Raw genomic sequence first — 11,691 nt, forward strand, 5'->3', positions numbered from 1 at the left:
GGTTGCTGTATAGTCAGTGTGTGCTGACTATTGCTTCTCGGGTAGACGTGATGAACCGGCTCGGCCGGGCGATGGCCGACCCGACCCGCTCGCGCATCCTGCTGTCGCTGCTGGAGCAGCCGGGGTATCCGGCGAAGCTCGCCCGCGACCTGGACCTGACCCGTACGAACGTGTCGAACCACCTGTCGTGTCTGCGTGGTTGCGGGATCGTGGTTGCCGAGCCCGAGGGTCGGCAGACTCGGTACGAGATCGCCGACCCACACCTGACGGCGGCGCTCGTCGCGCTGGTGGATGTGACGCTCGCCGTCGACGAGAGCGCGCCGTGCCTGGACCCGGCCTGCAGCGTGCCCGGCTGCTGCGACACCGAGGCCACCGCCTGATGAGCGCGCCGGCCCTGACCGACGAGCGCCGCGCCCAGCTGCACCGGCGGGTGCGGTTCATCGTCTTCTTCACGATCACCTGGAATGTCATCGAGGCTGTCATTGCGCTCTCGGCCGGCGCGGTTGCGTCGTCTGCGGCGCTGATCGGGTTCGGTCTGGACTCGGTGATCGAGGTCGCCTCTGCCGCCGCGATCGCCTGGCAGTTCACCCGCAAAGATCCGGAGCAGTGGGAGAAGGCGACCGTCCGGGTGATCGGGGTCGCGTTCTTCGCCCTGGCCGCCTACGTCGCCGTCGATGCGATCCTCGCCCTCACCGGCGTCCGCGCCCCCGAGCACAGCCCGGTCGGTATCGGGATCGCGATCGCCAGCCTGATCGTGATGCCCGCCCTGGCCTGGTTCGAGTTTCGCACCGGCCGGGAGCTGCGCTCCAAGAGCGTGCAGGCCGATGCGAAGCAGCTCCTGCTGTGCATCTACCTCTCCGGCACCGTCCTCATCGGGCTCGTCCTCAACGGCCTGTTCGGGTGGGCGTGGGCCGACTCCATCGCCGCGCTCGTGGTGGCGGGCCTGGCTATCCGTGAGGGTATCGAGGCTTGGCGCGGCGACATCGAATCCCCCTTCGAGGTGCTCGAAGACCTCGACCACGACGACCACGAGGAGGTCACCCCGTGACCCACATCGGCCCGCTCAACGGCCTGCCCATCGCCTGCACCCTGACCCCCACCGCAGGCAAGGCGCAGATCGAGAAGTGGCGGGCATTCGACGAGGACTACGCACTCGAAACGGAACGCACCGACACGCGGCTGACCATCCACTACGCCAAGGTCGAGGACTCCATCGCCCGCCTTCGCGGGCTGGTCGAGGCCGAAAGCTCGTGCTGCTCCTTCGTCGACTGGCGCATCGAGGAGCAGTACTCGGACCTGCGGCTCGTGGTGACCGGCTCCCCGCAGCAACTCGCCGCCCTCAACGTCGGATAGTCCAGCCCGAGCCGAGGGTTCACCATTCCTGCGATTCCTTCACGAATCGTGAACTCCTCGCACTAATCCTGAACGTTCGTCAGCCGCGGAGCACTGGCCGTACTCGCCCGCGCACCTGATGGACATGAGACTGCGACCGACTTACACCGCGAACGAGCTCACGGCAGTTGGGACAGAAACCGGGAAGTTCACCGCTGAGAATGACGAACCGTCGGCCTCGCTGACGGTTCCCGCCGCGGGCGGTGAGGCGTGATGGCCCGGCCCCGCTATAAGCGCACGATCATGCCCGCGTCTGTTCACCGTGACGAGGTCGGGGCTGTGCCGGTCGTTCTCCCGCTCGTGGTCATCACGATCACCGACGACGGACGCATGACGGTCACCGCCGACGGGGCACCGTATGAGCCGGAGCCGTTCGCGCCTCCGTGGCGACGAGAGGACTTCGCCGCCGTCCTCGACCAGCTCACCGAACAGCGCCGCTCGCCGGTGCGGGTCGAGGTGCGCGAAGCGGACGGCAGCACGTTCACCGACATCATCACCCCGACCAGACGCCGCCGCACCGGACCAGAACCCGAACCCGCACCTGAGCCGCCGGCCGGACGTGCGACGCCCGAGCTCGTGGCGCTCCACGGGGAGGGGTTCGTGCCGGGCGAGGACGTGGCGATCGCCGTCGTCATCGCCCACGGCGATGCCGCCCCGGACGGCACTATGCGCGGCCTGCTCACCGCCGACCAGCTCGCCGTGAGCCCGACCCGAGAGGTGATCCTGCTCGGTCGCGTCTCCGGGACACTCACGATCGGGCACCCGCGATGAGCGCCCCGCGGCCTGCGGGGTCGCTCGGGGACGAGCTGAGCAACCTCGGTATCGGCCTCCTCATCGGCGCCGCCGTGCTCGCCGCCATCCTCCGCGGCGCCGGCTCTGTCGCCGCGTGGATCACCGGGACCGGTCAGCCCTCCGGCGGCATCGAGGCAGGGTTGGGCGTGCTGCTCAACCCCGGCGACCCGGCGGCCGCGCTCGGCGCACCCGGCCTGAACGTCGTGGCGTACTGGATCACCGCCGCCGTCCTCATCCTCGCCGCCGCTGGCGCAGGGTGCTGGGGGTGGCGGTTATTCCGCGAGCACGGCCGACAGGCCAAGAACGACCCCTACCGCATCGCCGGGATCGCCACCCGCTCCGAGGTCGCGAGGGCCGCGTCCGAGCCCGCGCTGCTGCGTCGGGCCGGGCATCTCCGGCCATCGCTCGATCGGCCGCGCCCGGAGGACGTCGGCTACCGGATCGGCACCTCGCGCGGCAAGAGCGTGTGGGCGTCCGTCGAAGACTCCATCCTGCTGATCGGCCCGCCTCGCTCCGGCAAGGGCGCCCACATCGTCATCAATGCGATCCTGGACGCGCCCGGCGCGGTCGTCACCACCTCGACCCGGCCGGACAACCTCACCGCGACGCTCCGCGCCCGTGAACGGGTCGGGCCGGTCGCGGTGTTCGATCCGCAGCATCTGGCCGAAGGCGTCCCCGCAGGCCTCAGGTGGTCGCCCATCCGCGGGTGCGAGGACCCGCTGACCGCGATGATCCGCGCCACCGGGCTCGCCGCCGGCACCGGCCTTTCCGCCGGTGGCGTCGAAGGTGGCGGGTTCTGGGAGGGCAAGACAAGAACCGCGCTCCAAGCCTTGCTCCACGCCGCCGCTCTCGACCGGCGCCCGCCCGGCGAGTTGTTCCGGTGGACCCTCGATCCGTCTGCTGCCGCGGACGCTGTGGCGATCCTGACCTCTCATCCGCACGCTGCGACGGGGTGGGCGGAGTCGTTGCAGGCGATGATCGACTCCGACCCGCGAACCCGAGACTCCATCTGGCAAGGCGTCTCTCTCGCCCTGGCCGCACTCGCGGACCCGCGCGTGCTCGATGCCGTGTCGCCGCGCAAAGGTGAGGACTTCGACCCCGAAGCGTTCCTGCGCGCCAAGGGCACGCTCTATCTGCTCGCGACCGGCGCGGGCGCCAACAACAGCGCGGCGCTGGTGGCGGCGTTCGTGGAGGACGTCGTGGAAGCCGCCCGCCGCGTCGCCGCCCGCAGCCCCGGCGCGCGACTCGACCCGCCGCTGCTGCTCGCCCTCGATGAGGTCGGCAACCTCGCCCCGTTGCCGTCACTGCCGACGTTGATGGCCGAAGGCGGCGGCACCGGAATCACGACGATCCCGGTGTTGCAGTCGCTCGCGCAGGCGCGGGAGAAGTGGTCGGAGAACGCGGCTGGCGCGATCTGGGACGCCTCCATCGTCAAGATCGTCCTCGGCGGAGCCTCGAACTCGAAGGACCTGCACGACCTGACCGCGCTCATCGGTGAACGCGACGAGGTGACCGACTCCACCACAGTCGGCGACCACGGCTCCCGCACCGCGCAGAGGTCGATCCGCCGCGTGCCGATCATGCCGCCCGACACGATCCGCACCCTGCCGTTCGGGACCGCGCTTGTCCTGCTGCGCTCCGCACCGCCCATCGTCACGCGGATGAGGACCTGGACCGACCGGCCCGACGCGAAGGCACTGCGCGCGGACCGGGCCGGCATCGAAGCGCTGCTGCAACGCCGTCCGCTGGAGGAGCCGGGCGCACCTGCCTGACACAAGGGCGGCCCCGGCCGTGGGGCCGCCCATCGATGTCAGGAGGGCATTCGTCATGGCGATTCGTACGCAGGAGTCGTTCTCGGGGTTCATCGCCTCGGACCCGCAGTTGAGCTACACCACCAGAGGCGAGGCGAGGTTCTACGCGCGGGTCGGGCAGGAGCATTACCGCAAGGAGCCGGACGGCACGTTCACCGAGCTTGATCCGACCTTCCATGACCTCGTTGCCTACCGCGCGACCGCTGAGCGGGCCCAGGAGCGGTTCGCCAAGGGCGACAGCTTCGTCGCCGAGGGCTACACGCACCCGTACGAGTACGAGCGGGACGGCGAGACCGTGCAGGGCGAGGAGTTCGTCGCCAAGAAGGTCGGCCACGACCTCGCCCGCACCAGTTATGAGGTCACCCGCGCACGCTCGCAGCGCTCCGTCGAGCAGGAGGCTCCGTCGCAGTCGGCTCGGCTCGATGCGCCGCAACAGCCGCAGCCGCGTCGCTCGGCCGCCGCCCCGGCGGCGCCAGCGCTGGGCATGTGACGGAGCAAGATGACCGAGAGGCATGCGATTCCCGAGCTGGAAGAGCCGGAGCCGACGCCCCTCGATGACGACGAGAGCGAGGAGCAGATGCGCCTCGACGTCGGCTTCGTGGCGGAGCCACCGCATCCGGTGAACTGGAACCTGCTCACCGCCGACGAGGCACGCGACGAGTGGGCCGAGCTCGACAAGTGGGTGACGTGGCTGCGGCACACCTACGGGCTGCCCGCCAGCGTCATCCCACCCTTCTGGCACCGCCACCCCGAGCTGGTCTGGGAGCTCTCCGCTCTGCACCTGCACTGGCTGTGCGCGTACGACCCGGAGCAGAACGGATCGGCGCCGTCCGGCTGGCACCGCGACTTCGCAGAGACCCGCCAGCGTCTGCGCGACTGGGTCGCCGCCAGCGGAACCCGCCTGGACCGAGATCGGCCCACCCGGCAGACAGCTTGGCCGGGCGAAGAACCCGCCGACCCCGTCGAGGACATCGTGATCCCGGATCGCGCCGAGGACTTCCGTGCCTTCGTCGAAGCCGATGTTGCGCGCCGCCAGGCCGCCGAGGACGCCTTCTACGCGAGCCTCGGCGCCGATCCCGAGACCGGCGAGATGTTCGATGACGACGACCAGCCTGCCGAATGAACGCAGCATCGGGCCTGTCGAGCCCCTGTGGTGCCCGCGTGATGTCGCCGAGTTCCTGAACGTGTCCCAAGCCACCCTCTCGCGATGGCGACGCGAGAAGGTCGGGCCGCCATTCGTTCAGGTCGGCGGCGTCTACCGCTATAACCCGGCCACCGTGCGTGAGTGGGTCTGCAAGCAGGAGACGGCTCATGGCTGATCCGCGCAATCACCGGATGCCGCCAGTAGGCGTGAAGCTGACCACCGATGTCGAACGTCGCGTCGACGGGTTCCGCGCCCGCGTGCGCTGGACCGACCCGTCGACCAAGAAGCGCGTCGGGAGAGTGAGCCATGTGCGCACTGCCGAGGAGGTCGAGGAGTTCTTCGACCAGATGCGCAAGGCGACCGAGACCGGCAACGACACCACCGCGACCCTCGCGGTGTATGCCGAATCCATCGGCGACAGGTGGAAGCGCGGTCTCGATCCGACCTCCACCGCCGAGAACTACGACATCGGGCTGCGGCTACGCGTCCTTCCCGCGCTCGGACACATCCAGGTCGCCAAGCTCACGGCTGGCATGATCGACCGCACGATCGACCAGTGGGAGACACAGCACTCGCCGTCCACAATCAAGAACTCCATCGCCCCGCTCGTGCGAGTCCTCGACGAGGCGGTGCGCGACGACCTCATCTCCATCAATCCCGCCAAGCATCGAGCGCGCCGCAAGCTCGGCCACCATGTCACGCAGACCACCGGCTCGCTTCGTCAGTACGCGATCCCTGACCTCGCGACGCTCACCAAGCTGGCAGACGCCTGCGCCAAGGTGCACCAGTCCTACTCGGACCACGTCATGCTCGCCGCGCTCCTCGCAGCGCGTGGCTCCGAGGTCGCCGGGCTGAACGTCGGGGACGTGGACTGGCGGAACCGCATCGTCTGGATCGAGCGGCAGCACTACCCCGGCAAGGGCGGGCTCGTCGTCAAGCAGACCAAGGGGCGCCGGGGCCGGCCTGTGCCGATCCTCGACGCGCTTAAGCCCATCCTGGAACGCCTCACCGAGGGCAAAGAGCCCGACCAGCCGTTGCTGCGCGGGCCGCGCGGCGGCGTCCTCACCACCGCGACGATCCGGGACGCGACGCACTGGGACGATCTCGTGAAAGGACTCGGGCTCGAGAACCTGACCCGGCATGGCCTGCGTCACACCGGGGCGACCTGGATGGCAGACGCGGGCGTCCCGCTCCACGTCCTCCAAGAGATCCTCGGGCACAAGTCCGTCGAGACGACCAAAGGCTACCTGCACCCCGACCACCGGCACCTCGCCGAGGCCGCTCGGCAGGCCAATCAGTTCCTCGCCGCACCGCCGACACGAAGGGGGACGACTCGACGCGACAGCCCCCGCCTGTGAGCCCGGCCAAGCCCGCTCCGGCCCTCCACCGAGGAGCCGGAGCATCGCCCTGCCCGCAGATTGGTCCACTCGAAAGGCACCTTCTGGTCCACTTCCGAGCCCTCGACCACGCATCGGCAGACAGCCTCGCCGCCCTGCGTAGGAGACTAGACACAGCCGTAGGCCAACCGGGACGAGCCTGCCTCCAGACACGACGAAGCCCTGGTGAAAGTTACCTCTCACCAGGGCTTTTCCGTCGGGCTGACAGGATTTGAACCTGCGACCCCATGACCCCCAGTCATGTGCGCTACCAAGCTGCGCCACAGCCCGTGACGTGGATATTCAGTTGTGTCGAGCCGACCGGAAGAGGCCTAAACCCCTTATCCCCCAGTCAGGTGCGCTACCAAGCTGCGCCACAGCCCGCTGTCGACTGCGCCGAAGCGCGGACAACCTGATCATCATAACGTGCTGCCCCGGCCTCCGACGAATCGGCCGCGTCGCCGAAGGCGCCGACCTCGCCGCGACGCCGGGCGTCGATGTCAGTGGCCCGGGCTACCGTTTCGTCATGGCAGAGACGCTGAGCACCGCGACCCCACGCATCGTCCCGGCGAACGAGGCGAGCTGGTCCGACATCCAGTCGATCTTCGGCGACCGGGGCGACGCACACGGGTGCCAGTGCCAGTGGTTCAAGGTGAGCCCGCGCGACTACCGCGAGCTTCCCTGGCAGGAACTCGGGCAGCGCCAACGGGCCGAGACGAACTGCGACGACCCCGCTGCACGCACCACGACAGGGCTCGTCGCGTATCTCGACGGCGAGCCGGCCGGCTGGGTCGCCGTCGAGCCGCGCGTGAACTACGTGCGCATGCAGAAGCAGCGCATTCCGTGGCTGGGCCGCGATGAAGACAAGGGCGATGCGGATGTCTGGGCGGTCACGTGCTTCGTCACCCGCGCCGGCTTCCGCGGCCGCGGTCTGATGTCGGAACTCACCAAGGCGGCGGCCGAGTTCGCGCGCAGCCGCGGCGCGCGGGCGGTCGAGGGCTACCCGATCGTGACGGCGCCGGGAGAGCGGCTTAGCTGGGGCGAGCTGTTCGTCGGCGCGCGCAGCGTCTTCGAGGCCGCGGGCTTCACCGAGGTGAGCCGTCCGAGCGCGCGGCGGGCGGTGATGCGCATCGACTTCTGACCGGTGGGCACCTGTGCGAAGCCGCAGGAGTCAGCCGTCGATGCGCACCGCGCCGGCTGCGCCTATCCGGCGTCCGCGGTCAGCGCCGCCACCTGCTGCGGCGTCAGCGGCTGCCACGGCGACGGACTCGACGGATCTCCCGACTGATGCGACGGGTCGTCGCCCTTCGTCCACCACTTCGCCTGGTAGGCGACGCCGTTCAGCATCACGTGGGCGCCGGCCGTGTAGCTCGTGCTCGGGCTCCAGGTCGGGAAGGTCCCGGCGGCCACGGTCGGCTGCGGCGCGGGCGTCTCCCCCGGCAGCACCGGGCCGATCAACTGCCACGGCACCGCCTGCGAAGAGCCCGTCGGGTCGTCCGGCACATCGCCCTGCGTCCACCACTTGGCCTCATAGACCTCGTGGTGCCAGACCACCTTCGAGCCGCCCACATAGGCGGCCTCATCGTTCCAGATCGGGTACGGGCTCGTCGCCGGATCGTCGGCCGTTGCGCCCTGCGTCGGAATGGCGGTGGGCTTCGCGACGGCAGCGGCCGCATCGACGATCTTGCCGCCGAAGCCGCGCCCGAGCGTGGACGCGAAGCTCACGCCACGCTGGGTGACGCCGCTGCAGGCATCCGAGACGACAGAGGTGTCCGGATAGTTCGCGCTGCAGCTCTGGTCGCGGTTCAGCGACCACATCGACATCCGCCCGACGCCGTTCTCCGTCGCGAAGGCGTTGAGCTTCCGTGCGTCGGCCAGCGTGAACACCTCTCCGGCCGTGTCGTTCTGCCCGATCATCGGGGTGGCGCCGACCTTGCCCCACAGCTGCTGCGAGGTGAGCCGCTCGCCCTGACGCCGATAGAGCGCGTCGAGCTGGCCGTGCACCGCGTTGAGCGACCCCTTCGCGATCGCGGCCATGGTCTTCCCCGCCGACAGCTCGGTGCCGTAGTCCATGGTCATCGCGTTGACGCCCGCGACCGCGACACCGGCCCGCAGCATCGCGGTCACGACGCGCTGCGCGTCCGACTGCAGGCCGTCGGTCCCGACGGGAAGCGTGAGCCACACCGAGAGCTTGTGGCCCGCGGCGCGACGCTCCTTCTGCAGCTTCGCGATCGCGTCGGCACGCCGAGCGATCGAAGCGCTGTCCGACAGCGCCGAGCCCTCGAGGTCGAGGTCGATCGTCGACAGCTCATAGCGGCTGACGACCGCGGCGTACGCCGATTCGAGCTCCGATGTCGTGGTGCAGGCGAGGGCCAGCTCGGTGCCGGCCTGACCGCCGAACGACACCGCGACGTCGCCGCCCTCGTGACGCAGTCGGCTGATGCGCCGATCGAGATCGAGGGCGGTGGATGCCGCACCCAGCGCGTACGCGCCACCCCAGCTCGGCGCGCAGTCGCCGCTGCGAGGCGCGACGACGAACGACAGCACGACGTTCTTCGCGCCGGAATCGGCGGCCTGCTCGAAGGCGTACTCGGGGGTGGCCGTCACATCGACGTACGGGGCGAACACGGGCGTCACACCGCTGCCCTGCGCCTGGGCCTTCCACGCCATGCCGCCCCAGACGGCCACCGCCACGACGGCGAGGCCGACCACGGCCGCGACCGTCACGCGCCACGGCGAGAGACGCATGTCGCCGGCGCTCATGCCGCCTGCCTCTCGTGGTGTGCCTCGTGGGAGTCGACCTCGGCCGCGAATTCCGTCTCGAACGCGATCGGCGCGGGGCGGCGCGCGTCGCCGACCTCGCCCGCGCCGCGGTAGAGGACGAGGCGCCAGTCGGTGCCGCCCGTGGGCTTCGACTCGCCTGCGGCATCCGCCGTGGTCGCCTCGTTCGCTGCCGTCTGCGCGCGGGGCACGTACATCCAACGGGTGGCACCGGCCCAGGCATCCGCGAACATCGGCCCGATGCCGATGAAGGCGACGATCGCGTAGGAGGCGAACACGGCGTTCACCAGCGCAAACGCGGCGTTCGCCCAGTTCTGCGCGTACCAGTCGCGCCACAGCGTGAGCACCGAGAACGCGACGATCGCGGCGGGGGCGATCACATACAGGAACGGGGTCGCCGTGCGGTTCTTCACCTTCGGCGTGCGCGCGAACGGGATCTTCTTCGCCGTCACGGCCTGCTGCATCGACTTGAGCACCCCGGCGAGGTTCACCGGCAAGAGGATCAGGTTGAAGGCGTAGATGCGGAAGACATCCGTGCGCTTGTAGCCGCTGTAGTGCAGGTCGGAGGCCATGGCCGCGAAGTACGGCAGGGCGGCGAGCATCACGAAGGGGCTGAGCAGCCGGCTGTCGTACGGGTAGGCGAGCATGAAGAGCAGGCCGAAGCTCGCCCACGCGATCGACGCCATGTAGTTCAGGCGCAGCAGGAACTCGGTGGCGGGCACCTTCTTGCCACGGCGCTTCAGCTCGCGGCGCTGGCTGAACAGCTTCGGAAGGATCAGCAGGCCGCCGTTCGCCCAGCGCCGGCGCTGCACGACGAGCGAGCCGAAGTCGCTCGGGGTCGCGCTGTACGACAGGCGCTCCGGGTAGTTGGCGAGGGTCCAGCCGTGCACCGCGAGGTCCACGCTCGACTCGGTGTCCTCGATGACCGTGCGGTCCTGAATGAAGCGACGCACCTCGACGCCGTCGACGTGCTCGATCTCGCGGATGTCGTCGAGCGCGGCGCGGCGAATCACCGCGTTCGCGCCCACCCAGAACGTGGCCCCGAAGTGCGTCATGCCCTGGTGCAGGATGTGCTGCACGTCGGTGGTCGCCGCCGCGAGCCGCTCGAGACGGGTCGGCGCGCCGCGGAACGACGAGTACGGGGTCTGGGTCACGGCGACGCGCTCGTTCCCCGGCTGCTGCAGGAAGTAGACGAGGCGCAGGCAGTACTCGCGCAGCAGGATCGAGTCGGCGTCCAGCGTCAGCACGAACTCGCTGTCCGGCACGTCGAACGCGTCCTCGTCAAGCGGGCCGGCCTCGATGAGCGACCGACCCATCGGGGTCTCGATCGCGCGGTAGCGGCCACCCATGAGCCCGATGTACGCGTTCAGGTTCATCGCCTTGTTGGCCTCGTGAGAGAGCGAGGCCCAGGCCTTGCGCTGGAAGACCGACAGCTCTGCGGTGAACGTCCACTGCAGGCGGCGGTAGAGCTCGTCGAGGCGGGCGATGGGAAGGCGGGCGCCCTCGACGGATGCCGCGTGCAGGGCATCCCCGGTCTCCATCAGCTCTTCCGCGAGCCGCATGAGCACCTCGCTGACGAAGAACTCGTCGACGTGGTCCTCGTTCTTCTCGTCGATCGCCTGACCGTGCAGCCAGCCGGCGGCCCAGTAGTACTCGCGGGCCAGACGGCTCGCCTCCTCGGCCGACGCGAGCGCGTTCGCGCGGCGGTCGGCGGCGATGCGGTCGGTGAACTGGCGAACGGAACGGTCGACGTGCTCCGCCGGCTCGGCGAGCAGGCGCTCGATGCCGGCGACGGCTTCGTGCGTGCGAGCGAGCCGGTCGGCTGCCGCCTGCGACTTCGGCGCGGGGTCGTCGTCGAGCAGCAGCACGACGCGCAGCTCGGGGAACTCCTGCAGTGCCGCCGACAGCAGCGTCGCACGCACGACCTCGGGCTCTTCGGCATACGACGGCACGAGCACCGTGATGCCGGTCGGGTTCTCGGCGAAGTGGCGCTCGAGCTCGGCACGCGGCACCCGCGTGTGGCTCTGGAAGCGCTGGAACGCTCCGGTGCGCGCGACGAGGTACATCAGCGCCGAGAACGTGAGCAGCGTCACGATCACGACGTAGCCGATCGACTCCATGGTGAAGCGGAAACCGTGGTTGCCGTAGTCGAGGTACTGGCGCAGCACGGTGGAGACGACGTAGGCAAGCCACGCGAGAACGGTGACGACGATGGCGATGCGGCTGCGAGCGAGTTTGCCGTCGCTCGGCTTCGGGTGCATGACGGGCAGGGGCGCGCGACGGCGCTCAGAGCCCCACTGCCGTTTTTGGGCAGGGTGATTTTGGGCATGGTGAGATGACACAGAGAATTCCCTCGGCTTCGGGTTCCAAGAGGAGCGGGTATGCCGGCAGGTTC

Annotated in this window: 12 protein-coding genes and 1 tRNA gene; 10 read left to right on the plus strand and 3 right to left on the minus strand. The window is 69.6% G+C overall.

The features are described 5' to 3' along the window. Nucleotides 1-20: 20 nt before the first annotated feature. From cmtR to ABD716_RS05480, 9 genes are all read left to right on the plus strand, one after another. Nucleotides 21-380, plus strand: a complete 360-nt coding sequence (gene cmtR / locus ABD716_RS05440; protein WP_344774609.1) for a Cd(II)/Pb(II)-sensing metalloregulatory transcriptional regulator CmtR — start codon at nt 21-23, stop codon at nt 378-380. Then, nucleotides 380-1,048, plus strand: a complete 669-nt coding sequence (locus ABD716_RS05445; RefSeq protein ID WP_344774611.1) for a cation efflux transmembrane domain-containing protein — start codon at nt 380-382, stop codon at nt 1,046-1,048. The genes cmtR and ABD716_RS05445 overlap by 1 nt, the downstream gene beginning before the upstream one ends. Beyond that, on the plus strand, nt 1,045-1,353 hold the full coding sequence (locus ABD716_RS05450) for a hypothetical protein (protein WP_344774613.1): 309 nt from the start codon (nt 1,045-1,047) through the stop codon (nt 1,351-1,353). Before ABD716_RS05445 ends, ABD716_RS05450 begins: the two co-directional genes overlap by 4 nt. A 318-nt stretch (nt 1,354-1,671) precedes the next feature. After that, nucleotides 1,672-2,163 carry a hypothetical protein gene (locus ABD716_RS05455; RefSeq protein WP_344774615.1) on the plus strand — a complete coding sequence of 164 codons (492 nt, stop codon included), beginning with the start codon at nt 1,672-1,674 and terminating at the stop codon, nt 2,161-2,163. Next, a complete protein-coding gene (locus ABD716_RS05460; protein ID WP_344774617.1) occupies nt 2,160-3,956 on the plus strand; it encodes a type IV secretory system conjugative DNA transfer family protein in 1,797 nt (598 codons plus the stop codon). The genes ABD716_RS05455 and ABD716_RS05460 overlap by 4 nt, the downstream gene beginning before the upstream one ends. A gap of 55 nt (nt 3,957-4,011) precedes the next feature. Beyond that, complete coding sequence (locus ABD716_RS05465) at nt 4,012-4,485, plus strand: single-stranded DNA-binding protein (protein ID WP_344774619.1); 474 nt, start codon at nt 4,012-4,014, stop codon at nt 4,483-4,485. A gap of 9 nt (nt 4,486-4,494) precedes the next feature. Next, entirely contained in the window at nt 4,495-5,118 is a 624-nt protein-coding gene (locus tag ABD716_RS05470) for a hypothetical protein (protein WP_425553388.1), read from the plus strand. Beyond that, entirely contained in the window at nt 5,093-5,314 is a 222-nt protein-coding gene (locus tag ABD716_RS05475) for a helix-turn-helix domain-containing protein (RefSeq protein ID WP_344774621.1), read from the plus strand. Before ABD716_RS05470 ends, ABD716_RS05475 begins: the two co-directional genes overlap by 26 nt. Next, the gene (locus ABD716_RS05480) at nt 5,307-6,497 is read left to right on the plus strand and encodes a site-specific integrase (RefSeq protein WP_344774623.1); all 1,191 of its coding nucleotides are present in this window, start codon (nt 5,307-5,309) and stop codon (nt 6,495-6,497) included. The genes ABD716_RS05475 and ABD716_RS05480 overlap by 8 nt, the downstream gene beginning before the upstream one ends. A gap of 235 nt (nt 6,498-6,732) precedes the next feature. Here ABD716_RS05480 and ABD716_RS05485 read toward each other — a convergent pair. Then, a tRNA-Pro gene (locus tag ABD716_RS05485) sits at nt 6,733-6,806 on the minus strand. Nucleotides 6,807-7,041: 235 nt separating this feature from the next. Here ABD716_RS05485 and ABD716_RS05490 point away from each other — a divergent pair. Beyond that, nucleotides 7,042-7,656: a GNAT family N-acetyltransferase gene (locus tag ABD716_RS05490; protein ID WP_344774625.1), complete on the plus strand. Its 615-nt coding sequence runs from the start codon at nt 7,042-7,044 to the stop codon at nt 7,654-7,656. A gap of 62 nt (nt 7,657-7,718) precedes the next feature. Here ABD716_RS05490 and ABD716_RS05495 read toward each other — a convergent pair whose 3' ends face one another. Together ABD716_RS05495 and ABD716_RS05500 are read right to left on the minus strand one after the other, a co-directional pair. Next, the gene (locus ABD716_RS05495; protein WP_344774627.1) at nt 7,719-9,278 is read right to left on the minus strand and encodes a chitinase; all 1,560 of its coding nucleotides are present in this window, start codon (nt 9,276-9,278) and stop codon (nt 7,719-7,721) included. Beyond that, entirely contained in the window at nt 9,275-11,557 is a 2,283-nt protein-coding gene (locus tag ABD716_RS05500; protein ID WP_344774629.1) for a glycosyltransferase family 2 protein, read from the minus strand. Before ABD716_RS05500 ends, ABD716_RS05495 begins: the two co-directional genes overlap by 4 nt. Nucleotides 11,558-11,691 lie beyond the last annotated feature (134 nt).

This window comes from Gryllotalpicola kribbensis, assembly GCF_039538245.1.
Taxonomy (GTDB): Bacteria; Actinomycetota; Actinomycetes; order Actinomycetales; family Microbacteriaceae; genus Gryllotalpicola; species Gryllotalpicola kribbensis.

Excerpts from the sequence above, each read along its gene's own strand:
- ABD716_RS05500 (WP_344774629.1), bottom strand. The coding sequence starts at position 11,557 with ATGCACCCGAAGCCGAGCGACGGCAAACTCGCTCGCAGCCGCATCGCC.
- ABD716_RS05495 (WP_344774627.1), bottom strand. The coding sequence starts at position 9,278 with ATGAGCGCCGGCGACATGCGTCTCTCGCCGTGGCGCGTGACGGTCGCG.
- ABD716_RS05490 (WP_344774625.1), top strand. The coding sequence starts at position 7,042 with ATGGCAGAGACGCTGAGCACCGCGACCCCACGCATCGTCCCGGCGAAC.
- ABD716_RS05460 (WP_344774617.1), top strand. The coding sequence starts at position 2,160 with ATGAGCGCCCCGCGGCCTGCGGGGTCGCTCGGGGACGAGCTGAGCAAC.
- ABD716_RS05475 (WP_344774621.1), top strand. The coding sequence starts at position 5,093 with ATGACGACGACCAGCCTGCCGAATGAACGCAGCATCGGGCCTGTCGAG.
- ABD716_RS05465 (WP_344774619.1), top strand. The coding sequence starts at position 4,012 with ATGGCGATTCGTACGCAGGAGTCGTTCTCGGGGTTCATCGCCTCGGAC.
- ABD716_RS05470 (WP_425553388.1), top strand. The coding sequence starts at position 4,495 with ATGACCGAGAGGCATGCGATTCCCGAGCTGGAAGAGCCGGAGCCGACG.
- ABD716_RS05480 (WP_344774623.1), top strand. The coding sequence starts at position 5,307 with ATGGCTGATCCGCGCAATCACCGGATGCCGCCAGTAGGCGTGAAGCTG.
- ABD716_RS05445 (WP_344774611.1), top strand. The coding sequence starts at position 380 with ATGAGCGCGCCGGCCCTGACCGACGAGCGCCGCGCCCAGCTGCACCGG.